Below are 17888 nucleotides of genomic sequence, written 5' to 3' on the forward strand. Positions count from 1 at the left end.
GCGAACGACCCTATGCGGAAAAACGCCTGACAGCGGCAGTGCCACCGGCAGAAGAGGCGGCAGACTTTTCCGCGGCTTCCCCATGTATTCTGCCGGTGCGGTGCGCGCGTACCGTCTCCAATACGCGGAATCGAGTGCCGAGGACACTGGTGCCGGACGTCACCAGGCCACGCGCCAGCAGACTGTGTGCCGCCCGAGCGCCGGCACTCAACGGCATGCCCACCGCCTCGGCCACCTCGCCCACCGACCACCACCTGTTCCCCAGTGACATGTGGTCAAGTAGTGCGGCCTCCTCATGCCCCAGCCGCCGCACCGCGCCCTCCAGATCGATGCCTCCCTCGACCAGCACGTCGCCGACCAGGGAGGGCAGCCGCCGCAGCATGGTCTCCGGTTCGTGCGCGAGGAAATAGGGCGCCGCGACCTGGATGGCCCGAGGAATACCATCCAGCCCTCGACAGACTGCCGCGACGGCCGCACTGCTGGTGCGGTCCGGCCTGAAGTCCGGCCGATACCTTCGGATGTGTCGCGACAACAGCCGCACCGAGGAGATCTCGGTCCAGCCGCCACTCCCGTGCGACCTCCCGGAGCTGCCAGCTGTGCCCGGCCCCGGAGAAGCGCCGTCCTCGGGAACATCCAGCGGGCGTATCGCCACGACCAGCTCGCCCGGAACCTCGGCCGGCCGCCGGGCCGTGTACAGGACACGCAACCCGGGGCAGTTGCCGACCAGCTCGACGAGTCGCCCGACCGCTGTCCGCACCAGGTCCTGTCCATCGAGCACGATCAAGGTAGGCCAACGACCTATCAGCCGCCTCAGTTCCTCCATGTCCGGCTCACCGATCCCGCACAGGGCGTCAAGTCCGAGGCGGACGCGGTCCCGAACCGTCCCGGCTGGGTCTCCCGGCACAGGACCGGGTGACTGGGTCTCCGCCGTGCCCCGCCACAGCACCACCGTGCCGCGGCCCGCTTTCGACTCCCGGGCAGCGTCGTTGGCCACCTCCTGGGCCAGTCGGGTCTTGCCCACGCCAGCCAGACCGGTGAGGCCGATCAAGCGTTCCTCGCCGCTTGAGAGCAGTTCCCGCAGCAACGTGGTCTCCCGGCTCCTGCCGATGAGCCCGTCGAGCGGACTGGGCGGCGGGGAGAGCTCCGGTGCCACCTCGGGCTCCTGCTCCGTCCAGGGCCCCGCGTGGCCCGTCAGGCTGTCGAGGCGGACACGTTCTGCCGCCGGCAGCCGCAGTCCCTCAGCGAGCAGCCGCACCGTGTGCCGCTGTGGCTTGCTCACCCGCCCGGACTCCAGATCCCGGATCGCCCGGATGCTCACCATGGACAGTTCAGCCAACTGCCGCTGAGTCATACCGCGCGTCTCGCGTAGTGCCCTGAGTCTTCTGCCGAAGTTGTTCATGACGAGCTCCGCATGCACTCTCCTGGGAACGGCGACCTTCAGTTTCCCGAGACGCGGCATCCGGGCCGCACGGACCCGGCCTCGGCGACCACCTGCGCCCCAGCGTCCCCGGAAGTCGGTGTGATGCACGGCGGATGCAGAACGGATGCAGGTCGGCTGGAGAGTGATGCTCACGAACGAGCCGTACACGAGGTCCGTTCCGAACGAAGGACCCGTCACCCAGGAGGGGAAACCATCATGCGACTGAGGCGAATTGCCACACTCTGCGCCGTCTTGGCGCTGACGGCGGTGGCTCTGGTCACCGTCACCGCGCCGGCCGTGGCGTCCGACGGACCGGCGACGGAGGTGATCGCCGGCTGTGGGCCGCTCATGATCTGCCCGGACTGACGTGGAGCTCAACCCGGTTCGCGGGGGCGGCAGACGGTAGGAACGTGTCCTGCGCCGACATATGTCCCTGAGTGGTGGACACTGCTGGGATGCGAGGTAGCAGCCACATTGCGCACGTCGCGGCGGACCGGTTGGAGTTCAGGCTTCTCGGCCCAATGGAACTGTGGGCTGGTGGTCGCCGACACGCTGTGCCCGGGCCCAGGCAGCAGCGGCTCCTCGCCGTGCTGCTGCTGAGCCCCGGCCGTGTCCTGACGCCGGACGCCTTGGTCGACGCCCTGTGGGACGGCGGTCCGCCGCCCACGGGGCGTCGACAGGTGAACAACGCCGTTGCCGCGCTGCGGCGTTCCGTCGCTCCGCTCCGCGACCTGGTTGTCCGCAGGGGAACCGGCTACCTGGCCATGGTCGCCCAGGAACAGATCGACTGTCATCGCTTCACCCATGCCGTCGAGTCAGCGAAGCGGCAGCGCGAACGAGGGCTCAGCCGGGACGCCATCCAGACACTGACGTCGGCCCTCGGTCTCTGGCGCGGTCCCGCGTTCGCCGGTCTGTCGGGCCAGGTGTTCGACGCGACGGCCGCCCGGCTCCACGAAGAGCGTTTGGCGGCCGTCGAAGGACTGACGGATCTGCGGTTGGCGGAGGGCGAAGGGGCGGGTCTGGTCGCCGAGTTGAAGGGACTGTGCGCCGAGCATCCGCTGCACGAGGGCTTCGCGCGACAGCTGATGATCGCTTTGTGCCGGGCGGAACGGCAACAGGATGCACTGGCGGCGTACGACCGCATCCGGCAGGCACTCGCCGACGAGCTGGGGCTCGATCCCGGGCCCGCGCTGCGCACGGCGCATCAGCAGGTACTGAGGGGCGCCCCGGAGACAGTGCTGACGGTGTCACCCGCCAACCGTCCCGAGCCCCGGCAGCCAACTGCGGACGGTTGGCCAGCACCGGCCGAGGCCGCGCCGACCCCCCAGCCGCACGCCGCACCGTACCTCCTGCCACACGACCTCGCCGACTTCACCGGACGCATCGATGAGACCAGCCAGGTGGTCGCCATGGTTGACGGCGCCCCTGCCACCGCGGTCTCCGTGGTAACGCTGGACGGCATGGCCGGCGTCGGGAAGACCACCCTGGCCGTGCGGGTCGCCCACCTGATAGGCGACCGCTACCCGGACGGAAGGTTCTTCGTCGACCTGCGCGGGCATACCCCCGGTCAGCGAGCACTGACCCCGGCGGCCGCCCTCGAGCTGTTCCTGCTCCACCTCGGCACGCCCCCGGAGCTCATCCCCCAGAACTACGAGGCGCGGGTCGGCGCCTGGCGCTCCGCGCTGGCCGGCCGGCGCGTGTTGCTGGTCCTTGACAACGCCGCGAGCGAGGCTCAAATCCGCCCGCTCCTTCCTGGCACCCCCGGCTCGGTGGTCCTGATCACCAGCCGGCGACGACTCGCCACGCTGGAGGGAGCGCAGTCCCTCTCGCTGGATCCACTGCCCCACGACGACGCGGTCGACCTCTTCACCAGGGTGGCCGGCCCTGACCGCGGCGCGCGCGAACCGGCGTTGGTCGGTGAGGTTGTCAGGTTGTGCGGCCTGTTGCCGTTGACCATCCGCATCGCCGCCTCCCGGTTGCGACACCGGCCCGCCTGGCGCGTGGCCGACCTGGCGTACCGACTGCGCGACGAACGACGGCGAATACACGAGCTGTCGCTGGGCGACCGCGGCGCCCTGGCGGCGTTCCACGTCTCCTACCAGCAGCTGCCCGACGACCAGCGGGGACCCTTCCGGCTGCTGAGCCTCCTCCCGGGACCTGACTTCGGCCACCACGACGCGGCAGCGTTGCTCGACCTACCTCTGGCGCACAGCGAGGACCTGCTGGAAGCGCTCCTCGACGCGCATCTGCTGACGCAGCGTTCGGCGGGTCGCTACCATCTGCACGATCTGGTGCTGCACTACGCCAGGTCGCTCCTGGAACGGCACGAGTCCGCGAGCCACCAACGGAGGGCCTTCCAACGGCTCAGCGAACACTACCTGCGACTGGGGCATGCCATCGAGCAGCTGGTGGACCCCGGCAGGCACCTGGCCCCACTCGACTCCGCGGCTCCGGCCACGCTACCCACGCTGCGCACCGTGGCCGACGCGAGGTCCACCGTGGCCATCGGACATCGCACCTTCCTGCCGCTCATCGGCCAGGCCCGGGACCGAGGACTGTTACGCGAAGCCTGGCAGCTGTCCCTCGTCCTCAGCTCCTGCCTGCTGAGGCAGGGCTACGTGGACGAGGCACTCGACGGCTACGAGCTGGGGCTGGAAGCAGCCCGGAGCGCGGACGACGCGGAGGCGCAGGCCATGGTGCTGCGGAGCCTGGGCTTCGCCCACATCTCCGTGGGCCGCCTCGCCGATGCTCTGGCGACGCTGCGCGACGGACTGGCGATCGAGCGGCGTCGCGGCAATCAGCCCGGCGTCGGCCGCTTCCTGAACAACATCGGCGTCGCACACATCCGGATGGGGCAGTACGCCGACGCGATCGCCGCGCTGAGCGAGGTCACCGACCTGCTAGGCGACGGCAGATCGGAGCGGGACCGGGCGATCACCCTGGGAAACCTCGGCGTGGCGCACACCCAGCTGGGCCGGTACGAGGAGGCCCGCGAGCATTTCAACCAGATGCTGGACCTGAGTGAGCGCTCCGACAACCGCAGCACTGCGGCGCTGGCGCTGATCAACCTTGGCTGGGTACACACCAAGATCGGTGAACTGGACACGGCCATGGACTACCTCAACCACGGGCTCACCCTGAACAGAGAGATCGGCAGCAAGGAGGGGGAGGGCCGTGGACGTTACATGCTCGCGGACTGCCTGCTCGCACGAGGAAATCCGGCGGAGGCGATGCGCCACTCCCGTGACGCCCTGTCGCTGGCGCGAAAGATCAACAATCAGGACATCGAGAGCCATGCCCAGAATGTGCTCGGCCGGGCCCATCTCGCCCAGGGCGAGCTCGAGGAGGCAGCTCGGTGCTTCGAGTCAGTCCTCCTCATCAGCGAGCGCAGTGGGCAGACCTTCAAGGCGGCGACCGCACACAGCGGACTGGCCAGGATCGCAACCCTCCGAGGCGCCCAGAAGGACGCGATCAACCACTGGGAGCGCGGACTGGCCGCAGCATTGGCCAGCAAGTTGCCGGAGGCCGACGATATCCGCCTCCAGTTGAGCAGGGCACGAAGCGGCTGACGCAGAGCCGGCCCAGCGCGAGCCCCGCCTACGCATGTCGGCGAGGTCTGAGGAAAAGCTCACACGAACCCGTGCGGCACCGCACCTGACGTCCCGCCATCTCGAGAAGCCGAACTCCCGCGCAGCGGAAGGAGGCCCGCACTCGGACGCACCGGGGGCGTGTTGTGTTCTCGGGGCGCGCTTGGCCGCGGCTCGCTTCTGTCGCTGCTCGTGGTGGGCCGATCTGTGTTGGACGAGGCGAATTCGCGTGAAGGATCCCCTTGTGCGCGCGCTTGTCGTCGATCACACCGCACCCGGACACCTGTCACTGACCGACGTCCCCGTTCCCCGGCCCACCGCACACGAGACGCTCGTACGGGTCGAGGCGGTCTCGCTCAACTCCGGTGAGGTCTACCAAGCGATCCGGCCCGAGACGCCGAATGGCACCCAGCTCGGCTGGGACGCGGCCGGCGTGGTCATCCAGCAGGCCGCCGACGGATCGGGTCCGGCCGAGGGAACCAGAGTCGTCACCGTCGGCCAGGCCGGCTGGGCCGAGCTGCGGGCCACACCGGCCAATCTGCTCGGAACCGCGCCGGAGAACGCCGATCCCGGTGCGCTGAGCACCATCCCCGTAGCGGGGCTGAGCGCCCTGCGTGTGCTGCGCCGGATGGGATCGCTTCTCGGCCGCCGGGTGATGGTCACCGGTGCTTCCGGTGGTGTCGGCCGCTATGCCGTCCAGTTGGCCGCCCGCGCGGGCGCGCACGTCGTCGCCATCAGCCGGAGCCCCGCCCAGGCGGATGGTCTGCGAAACCTGGGCGCCCAGGAGGTCCACTCTGAGCCGGCCGCCGTGCGGCAGCCCGTGTCGGCGGTTGTCGACAATGTCGGCGGACAGTACCTCGTCGATGCCTTCGCCTCCCTGTCGGCCGGCGGCACGCTCTTCTGCGTGGGCCGCTCCTCCGAGGCCGATGTGATGCTGTCAACGGATACCCTGCTGGGCGCCGAGGGACCGTACGGCCGGTCGATCCACAGCTTCTTCCTCACCGGCGACCCCACCACCGACTTCTCGGCAGACCTGACCTGGCTGGCCGGCGAGATCGCCACGGGCCGCCTCCACCCGAGCATCAGCTGGCGCGGCCCCTGGACGCGCCACGCCGAGGCGGTACAGCTTCTGCTCGATGGCCGCCTCCATGGCAAAGCAGTCCTCGACCTCGGGTAACCGGCTGACCGGCCGTGGCGCCCTGCAGCCTGGAGAAGGAAGACTGGCGGGTCACGGGCCGTGGGCCCGCCCGACAGCTACGCCCGGTGGGGCTCTCTCCTTGGTGGAGGGCCCGCGTGGGGGACGGAGTCGAAAGGAGTCTTCCCACGACAACACCCCGCCGCCACGGACAGCTGAGAAAACATCAACGCAGGGTAATCGCCCCCGTGCCCGCCGCTCCGCCGGCCCCCTAAGCCCTCCGAAATGCCCCTGACCGCCCGGGAACCGGAAGAAGGCGCACAGCCCACGGCCACCGAACCTTCATGGTCGGCTCCGAGGTCTGCGACACCGTGTACAGCAACTCCACCATCGAGTTCCGCGTCGCCCCGTACAACTCCGTCTACTTCCGCTGCCCCACAAGCCGCCGGTGCACCCTGGATTCCGATCTCGTCGAAGCGGAGTCGACCGCGGCCGACCGTTGCCGCCCGCGGCCGAGCCAGTTCGTCCAGGGCGGATTGCCACTCCCCGCCGAGCCGATCCCTCCACCACATCGCCGTCCGCTCGCCCGTGGGGGCAGGTAGCGGCAGGTTCATGGGCGGCCCGCCCAACATCGGTCATTCTCGGTCACCGCATTGCGACTCTCCGCAACGGACACCTATCGTCGTCTCCCAACTGTGACGCGTCGGCAGGGAATGAGGCTCGTGGGACGCATCGTCATCCGGGGTGGGCTCGTCGTCACGGCCGCCGACGAGGTCGAGGCCGATGTGCTGGTGGAGGGCGAGAAGGTCGTCGCGCTCGCGGCCAGCGGCAGCGTCGAGGCCGAGGGCTGGACCGCCGGGCGGGTCGTCGACGCGAGCGGGAAGTACGTGATCCCCGGTGGGGTGGACGCGCACACCCACATGGAGCTGCCGTTCGGTGCCACGGTCGCCTCCGACACGTTCGAGACGGGGACCGTGGCCGCCGCCTGGGGTGGGACGACCACGATCGTGGACTTCGCCGTGCAGGAGCGGGGGCGGGCGCTGCGGGAGGCGCTCGACGGCTGGTTGGGCCGGGCGGCCGGCGGGTGCGCGGTGGACTACGCGTTCCACGTGATCGTGTCGGACGTGACCGAGAGCTCGCTCCGGGAGATGGACCGGCTGGTCGACGAGGGCGTCACCTCGTTCAAGTTGTTCATGGCCTATCCCGGGGTCTTCCTCAGCGACGACGGGCGGATCCTGCGGGCCATGCAACGCGCGGCCGGCAACGGCGGGTTGGTCATGGTGCACGCCGAGAACGGGATCGCGATCGACGTGCTGGTGGAGCAGGCGCTGGCGGCCGGGCGGACGGAGCCGCGGTACCACGGGGAGGTGCGGCGGGCGCTGTTGGAGTCGGAGGCGACGCACCGGGCGATCCAGTTGGCGCGGGTGGCGGGGGACGCGCCGCTGTACGTGGTGCATGTGTCGGCGCGGGAGGCGGTGGCCGAGCTGGCCCGGGCGCGGGACGAGGGGCTGCCGGTGTTCGGGGAGACCTGCCCGCAGTACCTGTTCCTGTCGGACGAGAAACTGGCCGGGCCCGGCTTCGAGGGGGCCAAGTACGTGTGCAGCACGCCGCTTCGGCCGCGCGAGCACCAGGCGGCGCTGTGGCGGGCGCTGCGCACCGACGACCTCCAGGTGGTGTCGACGGACCACTGCCCGTTCTGCTTCGTCGGGCAGAAGGAGTTGGGGCGGGGCGACTTCTCGCGGATCCCCAACGGTCTGCCGGGCGTCGAGCACCGGATGGACCTGCTGCACCAGGCCGTGGTGGACGGTCGCGTCTCGCGGCGCCGGTGGATCGAGCTGGCCTGCGCGGCGCCGGCCAGGATGTTCGGGCTCTACGGGCGCAAGGGCACGATCGCCCCCGGCTCGGACGCCGACGTCGTGGTGTACGACCCGAGGGCGGAGCAGACGATCTCCGCCGCCACCCACCACATGAACGTGGACTACTCCGCCTACGAGGGCCTGCGGGTCACCGGTCGGGTCGAGACGGTCCTGTCGCGCGGCCGATTCGTCATCGACGGGCGCCGGTTCACCGGCCGGGCCGGCCATGGCGTCTTCCTGCCGCGCGCCACCTGTCAGTACGTGAACTGAGGAGGGTGCGGATGGAGTTCGGGCTCGTCCTGCAGACGGATCCGCCGGCCGCCGACGTGGTGGCGCTGATGTGCCGGGCCGAGCGGGCCGGCTTCCGGTACGGGTGGACGTTCGACTCGGCCGTGCTGTGGCAGGAGCCGTTCGTCATCCACAGCCAGATCCTCGCCAGGACGGAGCGGCTGGTCGTCGGCCCGATGGTGACCAACCCGACCACCCGCGCTTGGGAGGTCACGGCGTCGACCTTCGCCACGCTCAACGAGATGTTCGGCGACCGCACCGTCTGCGGGATCGGCCGCGGGGACTCGGCGCAGCGGGTGGCCGGCCGCAGGCCGGACACGCTGGCCAGGCTCGGGGAGGCGATCGACGCCATCCGCGACCTGGCGGAGGGCCGGGAGGCCGTGGTGGACGGCGTGCCGCTGCGCCTGGCATGGGTGCGGGGCGGCCGGCTGCCGGTGTGGATGGCCGCCTACGGACCGCGGGCGCTGGCGCTCGCCGGGCAGCGGGCAGACGGCTTCATCCTGCAGCTGGCCGACGTGGACCTGACGGCCTGGATGGTGCGCGCCGTCCGGGCGGCCGCGGCCGCCGCGGGGCGCGACCCGGCCGCGATCACCGTGTGCGTCGCGGCCCCGGCGTATGTGACGGCGGACGACTCGCCCGCCGCGTTGGCCCACGCCAGGGAGCAGTGCCGCTGGTTCGGCGGCATGGTGGGCAACCACGTGGCCGACCTGGTGGCCCGCTACGGCACGGATCCGGCGTCGGTGCCCGCCGAGTTGACCGCCTATGTGGCGGGTCGGCGGGGCTACGACTACGCGCACCACGGCCGGGCCGGCAACCCGGACGCCGCCTTCGTGCCGGACGAGATCGTGGACCGGTTCTGCCTGGTCGGGCCGGCCGAGGCGCACGTGGCCAAGCTGCGGCGGCTGCGGGAGGCCGGCGCCGACCAGTTCGCGCTGTACGCGATGCACGACGCGCGGACGTCGGTGGTCGACGCGTACGGCGAGCACGTGATCCCGGCGTTCGCGTGAGGTCGCGTCCCCGCCGGAACGCCGTCGGGCCGGTTCGTCAGCCGCCCGGGGTGGGCACGGTGTCGGTCTCGCCGGTGGCGACCACCACGAATTGTTGGGCCGGCTCGTCGGCGCAGGGGGTCTCCACGACCTCGGCGCCCGCCACCTCCTCGTCGTCCAGGATGCCGAGGCACTCCTCGGAACCGTCGGTGTGGACGCGGTAGGTGTCGGGGGTCTCGGGGACCGGCTCGAAGCGGAAGAACTGCCCGGGTATGTCCATCCCCGCGCAGTCGTCGCGCGGCTCCAGCAGGCCGGTGCCGGAGCCGGTGCGCAGCACGGTCAGGCAGCCGCGGCCCTCCTCGGGGTGGTGCCACTCGATGTAGGTCGAACCGTCCTCGTCGGCCGGGCGGAGGGCGACGCGCGGCACCTCGATCTCGGCGCAGGGCAGTTGCACGGCCACCGCGTCGGCGTAGCGGCCGGTGCGCTCGCGCCCGTCGGTCACGCACAGCTCGGGGGTCCTGGCCGGTCTGATCTCGTACCAGCCGATGTCGAAGGCGGTGCCGGGGACCTCGTTCGACTCCTCGCCGGGCCACAGGACCCAGGCGCCGGCGCCGAGCAGCAGCACGAGCACCGCGGCGAGGAGGGCCGGCCGGCGGGGTGTGGCGCGCCACCACGGCTGCCGCGGTGTCCCGGGGTCCGGCGTGGCGGCCGGCCCGGTCTCGTGCTCCGGCCCGGTCTCGTGCTCCGGTCCGGGCGCGGGCCGCGTGACGACGGGCTCGGCGGCGAGCCGGTCGCGGGCCTCCAGCCAGGCCACGGTCTCGTCCGGCCCGGCGCCGCAGGCGCGGACGAAGGCCCCGAGCACGTCGGGGCGCGGCAGCGTGTCCTTCCGTAGGCCGTCGGCGATGGTGCTGCGGGCCAGCACCTCGCCACGGGCGGCGGCGCGCTCCTCCAACTGCCGGTAGGAGAGCCCGGACCGGCGCTTGAGCTCGCGCATGCGCGCGACGAACTCGGCCGGGTCCCGCGCGGACTCCGGTCCCGCTTGATCTGACATGCGCTCATCCTCACGGTGGGCGGGCCGGAGATCAATCCAGGATCTCGCCATCCGCCGGTCGTCCCACGTCGGCCGCCGGACACCACGGTGACCTGCCCGGACATCGGCCGGACTGTCCCGGACGCCCGATCGCTTGCCCGGGCCGGGCCGCGCGCCGCACGCTCGTAGCACCGGAAGACGGCCAGCCGGCCGTGCGGACGGTCGGGGCCCGGCACGGGGAGACGCGCACGAGGGGTGGGGCGCGGCCGGGCACCGGCACACCGCGGACGGCCGGAACGGAAGGCGGGGGGCCGGCCGTCAGCACCGTCGAGCGGTCCGGGGCCCGCCTGGGGGGCGCCCCGGACCGTTCGAGCACCGTTCACATCAGGGTCGAACTCGTTCCATAGCGTGCGGCACATGATCCATCGTGAAGTCTCACGCCGTGCCGTGCTGGGCGGGCTGCTGGGCGCGACGGCGGGGATCGCCGTCCCGGGAACGGCGTTCGCCGAGCCGGCCACCCGCCGCCGGCCGCGGGTGCTCGTCGCGACGAACGAGCCCTGGGGCACCTACCACGTGAAGCCGCTGCTCGCCGAGGCCGCCCGCCGTGGCTGGCGGCTGACCCAACTGGTGCCCGACCGCACCGGGATCACCCCGGGCGACCCGGTGCCGGTGGCCACGCCGTCGGACGCGCCACGCGCCGACCTGCTGGTGGTCACCGGGGCCGGCGACTGGCCGGCGGAGTGCGCGGCCCGGTTCCGGCACCTGCCGCTCGCCGCCTCCGCGTTGGCCTACCAGCGTCCTGTCGAGGCGCCGCGGGCCCGCGAACTGCGCCCGCGCCTCCGGCTGGTCACCGCGTCCTCGGCCGCCGAGGGCCGGGCGTTCGCGAGCTACCTCGGCACCCGCGGGACGGTGCGGGTGGTCGGCTCCCCGCAGACCGACGACCTGCCGGCGCGCCGCCCGGAGGCCGGACTCGTGCTCGTCCTCACCAGCGTGACCCACCCGGACGCCACGGGCGAGGCGGCGCCCGGCACGGAGCTGCTGCTGGCGAGCGCGGAGCGGCTGGCCGCCGCGGGCCGGCGGATCCTGGTCGGCCTGCACCCACGCGAGGACCGTTCGCTCTGGGAGCGGTACGAGATCAGCTCCGACCCCTCGGTGGTCGCCTCGGCCCGCGCCGAGGCGGCGATCGGCATCCCCGGCACGGTCTTCCCGCTCGTCGCCGCCGTCGGCACGCCCCTGGTGGGCTGCGTCGATCCCGAACTGAGCGTCCCCGACTACCTGTTGTCGGTCTGTTCGAGCACCGTCGACACGCCGGACGCCGCGCCGGCGGCGGTCGCCTCGGCACACCTCCCCGACCCCGCCACGCTGGCCGACGCGGTCGGCCCGGTCGGCGGCTCGACGGCCCGCCTGCTCTCCGCCTGGGCGGACGCGCTCCGGGGCGTGCCGGCGCGCTGACGCCCCCCTTTCCGCCGGCGCGTCTCCCGGCGCGAGCGCCCCGCCGAGGGCTCATGTCCGTCGGCGGGGCGCTCGTCGTTTCTCCCGCTCCCCCGAACCACGGACGCGCGGGGCGCGATCGGCTTGACTCGATACCCCTAGGGGGTATCTACTGTACTCCGTCGAGACGTCCACCGGACGCGGACCCCAAGGAGGCATCCCCATGACCGCACCCACCGCACCGACCCTGTCCACCTACACCGTCAGCGGCATGACCTGCGGACACTGCGTCGGCTCCGTCAGCGCCGAGGTCGGCGGGATCCCCGGCGTGACCGGCGTCGAGGTGGCGCTGGAGACCGGCCTGGTGACCGTCACCAGCGACGGCCCGGTGGACGCCGCGGCCGTCACCGCCGCCGTGGCGGAGGCCGGCTACGAGGTGGTCGCCGGGCCCGAGGGCGAGGCGCCGGCCGCCAGCTGCTGTGGCGGCGGCGGCTGCCACTGAGCCCGGAGAACCGGCAGCGGACCACGGGCGCCCGGGACCACCGGGCGCCCCCACCCACCCACCACCAGGACGGCACACGATGAGGACCATCACCAAGGTCGGCGCCTTCGGAGCCGGCCTCACGCTGACCTTCGGCGTCGCCTTCGGCATCGGCAACGCCGTCGGCCCGGTCGACACCGAACCCACCACCGCGCACGACGACGCCCCGCACGGCGACACGCCGGAGGGGGCCACCGAGGAGGAGTCGGAGGCGTCGGAGGCGGCGCGGGAGGACTCGGCGGCCGAGCAGCCCGGCGGGCTGCAGATATCGGAGCGCGGCTACACCCTCGTCCCCCTCGCCGAGCCCCCGCGCGCCGGCGAGCCCACCGACTTCCGGTTCCGGATCCTCGGCCCCGACGGGGAGCCGCTGACCGCGTACGAGACCAGCCACGAGAAGGACCTGCACCTCATCGTGGTGCGCCGCGACCTCTCCGGCTTCCAGCACGTGCACCCGGAGCTCGGCGCCGACGGCACCTGGAGCGTGCCGCTGACCTTCGAGAGCGCCGGCGACCACCGGATCTTCGCCGACTTCACCCCGGCCGGGGACCCGGGCGGCTCGCTCACCCTGGGCGCCGACCTGGCGGTCACCGGCGACTACACGCCCGGCGAGCTCCCCGAGCCGACGCGCACCACGACCGTCGACGGCTACACCGTCACCCTGGCGGGCGACCTGACGGCCGGCGCGGACAGCGAACTCACGCTCTCCGTGAGCCGCGACGGCGAGCCGGTCACCGACCTGGAGCCCTACCTCGGCGCCTACGGCCACCTGGTCGCGCTGCGCGCCGGCGACCTGGCCTACCTCCACGTCCACCCGGAGGGCGCCCCCGACGACGGCACGACGCGCCCAGGGCCCGAGATCGCCTTCTCCACCACCGCGCCGAGCGCCGGCGACTACCGGCTCTACCTGGACTTCAAGCACGAGGGCGAGGTCCACACCGCCGAGTTCACGGCCACCGCGGGAGCCGGCGACGGCACGTCCGCGGACCACGAGGACGGCGGCGACGGTGGCCACGGCGGCCACTGACGCCGCGGCCACCGGAACCGCCGGGGCCGCGGCCTAGCAGCCGACCCGGGTGGTGCCCACGGCGATGTCGTCGTACCAGAGGGTGTCCGCGCCCTCGCCGTAACTCTCCCAACCGAAGCGGAGGTCGACGAGGTCGGGGCGCCAGATCCGGTTCAGCCACTGCCCGTCGACGTCGTGCGTCGGGACGCCGTCGACGGTGAGGCCGGTGACGGCGGTGCCGTCGAGCCAGGTGTCGAGCAGCCCGGCGCCGGGGGCGATCCGGTACTCGACGCAGGCCCACCGGCCGACCGGGAGCGGCGCGCTCAGCGCCACCCCGGCCGGGCTCTGCTCGGGCAGCGTGGCGTCGTCCGACTCACGGTTCCACTGCAGGGCCCCGTTCTGGCCGCCCATCCGCAGGTCCCGGGCGTTGTCCGCGGCGTCCTCCATGGCGAGGAACGTCACGTGCTGGGTGGGCAGCGGGGCGCTGTGCCGGACCCAGAAGCGCACGTACAGGCCCGCGTCGGTGGCCACGTCGGCCAGGCTGGTGCGGACGAAGACGTGGTTGCAGTAGCCGGTCCCGCCGTTGACCCGGACCGAGCGGCCGCCGGTGTGGGCCACGGCGGTGTCCACCGCGGCGGTGCCGGTGCCCGAGCAGTCGGGGAAGGTGACGGCCCAGCGGCCGGACGGCTGGCCGCCGGTCTGGGACTCGAAGTCCTCGCAGAACCCGTCGGCGGCGCAGGCGGCGGCCGCCGGCCCCGGAGCGGCCGGGGCGGCCGGGGTGGCCGTGGCGGCGGGGGCGCCGACGGCGGCCAAGAGCAGGGCGACGACGAGGGGAAGCGCACGGGAAGAGCTCATCTGTCCTCCAACCGAGGTGTGAGGCCGGCGGCGGCTCGGCGCCGACCTGATGAGCGCTCCCAACGCGACACCCCGACGGTAGCCCTCAGCGCGCCAGACCGTCCAGCAGGGCGGGCAGCGCCTCCCCGATGGGCTCGCGGATCACCTCGCTCGCCACGTCGTCGTACGGCGTCGGCTCGGCGTTGACGATGATCAGCCGGGCGCCGTGCTCCGCCGCCATCCCGGCCAGCGAGGCGGCGGGTTGCACCTGGAGGCTGCTGCCCACCGCCACGAACACGTCGCTGGCGCGGGCGATCGTCACGGCCTGGGCCAGCACCTCCGGGTCCAGGCTCTGCCCGAACATCACGGTGGCCGTCTTGAGGATCCCCCCGCACTCCCGGCACGCCGGGTCGTCCTCCCCGGCCGCGACCCGGGCCAGCGCCTCCTCGGTGGCGGTCCGCGCGCCACACCGGGTGCAGAGCACCGAGCGCGCCGAGCCGTGGAGTTCGAGCACCTTGCGGTCCGGCAGCCCGGCCGCCTGGTGCAGGCCGTCCACGTTCTGGGTGATCACCCGGACCGGCACCCCGGCCCGCTCCAACGCGACGATCGCCTCGTGCGCGCGGTTGGGCCGGGCGGTGAGGGCGGCGCTGTCCCGGCGCATCAGCCACGAACGGCGGCGGATGTCAGGGTCGTTCATGTAGAAGTCGTAGGTCACCAGCTTCTCGGCGTCGGGATCGCGCCGCCACAGCCCGGACGGCCCCCGGTAGTCCGGGATCCCCGAGTCGGTGGAGATCCCCGCCCCGCTCAGGATCGCGACCAGCGGGCGACCGGCACCCTCGTCACTGCTCATACGAGCAGCGTATGCGGGCCACGCGGCGGGGTGTCGGCCGGGAGCGCCGGAGTACGGGGCCGTCGGCGCCGCGCTCCCGGCGTCTGTCCGACTAGGTGATGGGGAAGTCGAAATAGGTGTCCGGATACGGTTCGCTTCTCAGCGTGTAATGCCACCACTCGCAGTCGTACGCGGTGAAACCGCAGGCGTCCATGATCGAGCAGAGCCGGCGACGGTTCTCCGCCTCGACTCGCGTGATTCCCTTGGCGCCGTGATGCGAGAGCTGGTCCATCAGGTCGTGGTCGCCGCCCATGGGGGCGAGTTCGCCCGTGGCCAGGTGGTAGAGCGTCAGATCGACGGTGCTCCCCCGGCTGTGGCCCGACCTGGCGGCCACGTACCCCTTTTCGAACATCTCGGCCCGGTTGATGTTCGGATAGTGCCGTTGCTTCGTCCGGCCGTCTTCCGGCTGTCGCGACCAGCGCAGAAAGCGGTCCACGGCGCGTTGGGGGCGGTAACCGTCCCACAGCAGCAGGCCGAAGCCGTGGGATTCCGCCTCTTCTCGCGCCCTGTCCAGAGCCGCGCACAGGGCCCTCGTGCCGACGATGCGGTTCGCCAGGTATCCGTCCACCGGTTTGCCGGTGAAGTTGTCCCAGGTGGCGTACTTGGCGTCCCAGCGTATGCCGGGCACGACCTCGTCCACGTAAACGAAGTCATCCCTCATCGGCTTTTCCCCGCCAGTGCCGACGACACCGCCCGGTCGATCACCTCGGAGATCGGCAGGCCGGCGGCCGCCATCATTCTCGGGTAACGGCTGTAGGAGGTCATGCCGGGAAAGGTGTTGACCTCGTTCAGGACCACGGTCCCGTCCCCCTTGAGGAACATGTCCACCCGCGCGAGACCGCCGCACCCCAGGGCGCGGTAGACGGCCTTCGCGGTGTTCCGCACGAGCGTGCGCGACTCCGCCGGGATATCGGCGGGCACGATGGCCGTGGAGTTCTCCGAGCCGCTTTCCGGCTCGTCCTCCTGGTGTATCCGGAAGAATCCGTGAGACAGGGCGATGTGGTCGACCTCGCCCACGATCAGGTCCGGATCGTCGCCCAGGACGGCGCATCCGACCTCCGCGCCGACGACGGCCTCCTCGATGAGCACCTTCGCGTCGTACTGCCGCGCGGTCGCCACCGCGCCCGGCAGTTCCTCCTTTCGCGACGCCTTGCTGACGCCGAAGGACGACCCCGAACGGGCCGGCTTCACGAAGACGGGGTAGCTGAGCCCGTCGAGGTCGACGTCCTCGGCCTTCACGTCCGCCGTGACGGTCCGGAAGTTCGGCGTGGCGATACCCGCGCTCCTGGCGACGGTGTAGGCGAGGGACTTGTCCATGCACAGGGCGGAACTCTGGACGTCGCAGCCCACGTAGGGGACGCCCGCGAGTTCCAACAGGCCCTGCATCGCCCCGTCCTCGCCGAGCCTGCCGTGCAGCACGGGCAACACGACGTCCAGCCGGATCGTTCCGTATCGCCCCTGCTCCAGCACGAGCAGTCCGTGCACGCTCCTGTCGGGTGACAGCACGACCGTACGCCGGCCGCTCTTCTCCCAGTTCGGTCCTGGGCCTTCGCAGAGCTTCCAGGCGCCGCTCTCCGTGATCCCCACATAGAACGGCTCGTACTTCTCGAGATCGAGGTTCCGCGCGACCTCCCGCGCGGACTTGACGGAGACGTGGTGCTCTTCCGAGCAGCCACCGAAAATGATCCCGATCTTCAACCTAGCCATGCCGGTTCCCACTTTCGAATGTCAGGCAGTTGGCAATCGACTGTTCGACGATGTCGCTCAGGGCGTGGTCCGTGTAATAGGCGGTGTGCGGACTGACAAGCACATTCGGAAGTTCCTGCAACCGCAGCAGGGTCTTGTTCTCGATCGGCTTGTTCCGGTGGTCGGCGTAGAAGATTCCTTCCTCTCCTTCGAGGACGTCCAACGCCGCACCGCCCAACCTGCCGCTCTCCAGTGCCGAGACAAGGGCCTCGGTGTCGAGCAGTGGACCGCGCCCCGTGTTGATGACGAACGCGCCGGGCCTCATCAGCCCGATGCGCCGCCGGTTCAGGAGATGGTGTGTGTCGGCGCTGAGCGGGGTGTGGAGCGTGACGATGTCGCTCAGCCGCAACAGCTCGTCGAGACCCACGTGGTCGGCGGCGGTTTTTTGGCGGTTGTCGTGGGCCAGTACTCGGCAGCCGAACCCCCGGAGTCTGGCCACCACCGCGGCGCCGATGCGGCCCGTTCCCACCACCCCGACGGTCAGGTCGCGCAGTTCCCTTCCGCGCGCGTCGTCGAGTCGGTAGTCGTGGACATCCGTGCGGCGGACGAGGGACTTCGCGTTCCGCACCGCCATCAGCATCAGCATCACCGTGTAGTCGGCGACGCTGTCGGGCGAGTAGGCGACGTTTCCGACGGTGATGCCGACGCTCTCGGCGTACGCCACGTCGATGTGGTCGTACCCGATGCTCCTGGTGGAGACGTACGCGACGCCGGCCTGCCCGAGCGCGAGAAGGGTGGGTTTCGTGACGCGGGTTCTGTGGTCGACGCTGACGCACCGGTTTCCGCGTGCCAGTTCGGCATTGGCTTCGGATACCGCCGCCGCCGTGATGGTCGGCACGGCGCCGAACCGGGGCGCCATCTCTCGGAACAGGACGGCCTCGTCCCGCTCGCATCCATAGACCGTGATTCCCGTCGGCTGGCGGGCCGTGTCCGGGGGTGGTTCGCTGCGGGTCATGGCCCCAAGTCAAGGCAGCGTGGTGTTGCCGCCGCGTATCCGGTTTTCGATATACCGGCGATACGGCGGCGCGGCGCGCCCCCTTTACCAAGGGCGACGTGTCGTCGGCGTATGGAAACCCGCATACGTGCCCGCAACACCACGCCCCCATAACTGGAGGCATGACCTACCGGAAACCGATTCCCGC

Annotated in this window: 14 protein-coding genes; 7 read left to right on the forward strand and 7 right to left on the reverse strand. The window is 71.7% G+C overall.

Annotation, left to right across the window (positions count from 1 at the left end; genetic code table 11):
• Positions 1-10 precede the first annotated feature (10 nt).
• Entirely contained in the window at positions 11-1399 is a 1389-nt protein-coding gene (locus tag RNC47_RS11895; RefSeq protein ID WP_311598073.1) for a helix-turn-helix domain-containing protein, read from the reverse strand.
• 542 nt (positions 1400-1941) lie between these two features.
• Between RNC47_RS11895 and RNC47_RS11900 the strand changes: the two genes are divergently transcribed.
• The 4 genes from RNC47_RS11900 (at position 1942) to RNC47_RS11915 (ending at position 9293) form a co-directional block, all read left to right on the forward strand.
• Positions 1942-4989 (forward strand): AfsR/SARP family transcriptional regulator, encoded by a 3048-nt coding sequence (locus RNC47_RS11900; RefSeq protein ID WP_311598116.1) that lies wholly within the window; start codon positions 1942-1944, stop codon positions 4987-4989.
• Between the two features lie 247 nt (positions 4990-5236).
• Positions 5237-6184: a zinc-binding dehydrogenase gene (locus tag RNC47_RS11905; RefSeq protein ID WP_311598075.1), complete on the forward strand. Its 948-nt coding sequence runs from the start codon at positions 5237-5239 to the stop codon at positions 6182-6184.
• Positions 6185-6855: 671 nt separating this feature from the next.
• The gene (gene hydA / locus RNC47_RS11910) at positions 6856-8268 is read left to right on the forward strand and encodes a dihydropyrimidinase (protein ID WP_311598077.1); all 1413 of its coding nucleotides are present in this window, start codon (positions 6856-6858) and stop codon (positions 8266-8268) included.
• Positions 8269-8279: 11 nt separating this feature from the next.
• Positions 8280-9293 (forward strand): TIGR03842 family LLM class F420-dependent oxidoreductase, encoded by a 1014-nt coding sequence (locus tag RNC47_RS11915; protein WP_311598079.1) that lies wholly within the window; start codon positions 8280-8282, stop codon positions 9291-9293.
• Between the two features lie 37 nt (positions 9294-9330).
• On the opposite strand, the gene RNC47_RS11920 is transcribed toward RNC47_RS11915, so the two are convergent.
• Positions 9331-10323, reverse strand: coding sequence for a helix-turn-helix transcriptional regulator (locus tag RNC47_RS11920; RefSeq protein WP_311598080.1), 993 nt, complete (start codon positions 10321-10323; stop codon positions 9331-9333).
• 396 nt (positions 10324-10719) lie between these two features.
• Here RNC47_RS11920 and RNC47_RS11925 point away from each other — a divergent pair, with 396 nt between their 5' ends.
• The 3 genes from RNC47_RS11925 to RNC47_RS11935 all read left to right on the forward strand — a co-directional run bounded on the left by RNC47_RS11925 (position 10720) and on the right by RNC47_RS11935 (position 13298).
• Positions 10720-11754, forward strand: coding sequence for a hypothetical protein (locus tag RNC47_RS11925; RefSeq protein WP_311598082.1), 1035 nt, complete (start codon positions 10720-10722; stop codon positions 11752-11754).
• A gap of 202 nt (positions 11755-11956) precedes the next feature.
• On the forward strand, positions 11957-12235 hold the full coding sequence (locus tag RNC47_RS11930; RefSeq protein WP_311598084.1) for a heavy-metal-associated domain-containing protein: 279 nt from the start codon (positions 11957-11959) through the stop codon (positions 12233-12235).
• 79 nt (positions 12236-12314) lie between these two features.
• The gene (locus RNC47_RS11935; RefSeq protein ID WP_311598085.1) at positions 12315-13298 is read left to right on the forward strand and encodes a hypothetical protein; all 984 of its coding nucleotides are present in this window, start codon (positions 12315-12317) and stop codon (positions 13296-13298) included.
• 33 nt (positions 13299-13331) lie between these two features.
• Here the strand turns inward: RNC47_RS11935 and RNC47_RS11940 are convergent, their stop codons facing one another.
• The 5 genes from RNC47_RS11940 to RNC47_RS11960 all read right to left on the reverse strand — a co-directional run bounded on the left by RNC47_RS11940 (position 13332) and on the right by RNC47_RS11960 (position 17701).
• A complete protein-coding gene (locus tag RNC47_RS11940) occupies positions 13332-14132 on the reverse strand; it encodes a hydrolase (RefSeq protein ID WP_311598086.1) in 801 nt (266 codons plus the stop codon).
• A gap of 85 nt (positions 14133-14217) precedes the next feature.
• Positions 14218-14961: an SIR2 family NAD-dependent protein deacylase gene (locus RNC47_RS11945; protein WP_311598088.1), complete on the reverse strand. Its 744-nt coding sequence runs from the start codon at positions 14959-14961 to the stop codon at positions 14218-14220.
• A 91-nt stretch (positions 14962-15052) separates the two neighbouring features.
• Complete coding sequence (vanX, locus tag RNC47_RS11950) at positions 15053-15661, reverse strand: D-Ala-D-Ala dipeptidase VanX (protein WP_311598089.1); 609 nt, start codon at positions 15659-15661, stop codon at positions 15053-15055.
• Positions 15658-16707, reverse strand: coding sequence for a D-alanine--(R)-lactate ligase (vanA, locus tag RNC47_RS11955; protein ID WP_311598091.1), 1050 nt, complete (start codon positions 16705-16707; stop codon positions 15658-15660). Before vanA ends, vanX begins: the two co-directional genes overlap by 4 nt.
• Positions 16700-17701 (reverse strand): D-isomer specific 2-hydroxyacid dehydrogenase family protein, encoded by a 1002-nt coding sequence (locus RNC47_RS11960; RefSeq protein WP_311598093.1) that lies wholly within the window; start codon positions 17699-17701, stop codon positions 16700-16702. Before RNC47_RS11960 ends, vanA begins: the two co-directional genes overlap by 8 nt.
• Between the last annotated feature and the right edge of the window lie 187 nt (positions 17702-17888).

The sequence above is a fragment of the Streptomyces millisiae genome (genome assembly GCF_031845425.1).
Classification (GTDB): Bacteria; Actinomycetota; Actinomycetes; order Streptomycetales; family Streptomycetaceae; genus Streptomyces; species Streptomyces millisiae.

Coding starts and splice junctions, on each gene's coding strand:
- RNC47_RS11930 (WP_311598084.1), top strand. CDS start 11,957: ATGACCGCACCCACCGCACCGACCCTGTCCACCTACACCGTCAGCGGC.
- RNC47_RS11945 (WP_311598088.1), bottom strand. CDS start 14,961: ATGAGCAGTGACGAGGGTGCCGGTCGCCCGCTGGTCGCGATCCTGAGC.
- RNC47_RS11915 (WP_311598079.1), top strand. CDS start 8,280: ATGGAGTTCGGGCTCGTCCTGCAGACGGATCCGCCGGCCGCCGACGTG.
- RNC47_RS11895 (WP_311598073.1), bottom strand. CDS start 1,399: ATGAACAACTTCGGCAGAAGACTCAGGGCACTACGCGAGACGCGCGGT.
- RNC47_RS11935 (WP_311598085.1), top strand. CDS start 12,315: ATGAGGACCATCACCAAGGTCGGCGCCTTCGGAGCCGGCCTCACGCTG.
- hydA (WP_311598077.1), top strand. CDS start 6,856: ATGAGGCTCGTGGGACGCATCGTCATCCGGGGTGGGCTCGTCGTCACG.
- vanX (WP_311598089.1), bottom strand. CDS start 15,661: ATGAGGGATGACTTCGTTTACGTGGACGAGGTCGTGCCCGGCATACGC.
- vanA (WP_311598091.1), bottom strand. CDS start 16,707: ATGGCTAGGTTGAAGATCGGGATCATTTTCGGTGGCTGCTCGGAAGAG.
- RNC47_RS11960 (WP_311598093.1), bottom strand. CDS start 17,701: ATGACCCGCAGCGAACCACCCCCGGACACGGCCCGCCAGCCGACGGGA.
- RNC47_RS11920 (WP_311598080.1), bottom strand. CDS start 10,323: ATGTCAGATCAAGCGGGACCGGAGTCCGCGCGGGACCCGGCCGAGTTC.
- RNC47_RS11940 (WP_311598086.1), bottom strand. CDS start 14,132: ATGAGCTCTTCCCGTGCGCTTCCCCTCGTCGTCGCCCTGCTCTTGGCC.
- RNC47_RS11925 (WP_311598082.1), top strand. CDS start 10,720: ATGATCCATCGTGAAGTCTCACGCCGTGCCGTGCTGGGCGGGCTGCTG.
- RNC47_RS11900 (WP_311598116.1), top strand. CDS start 1,942: ATGGAACTGTGGGCTGGTGGTCGCCGACACGCTGTGCCCGGGCCCAGG.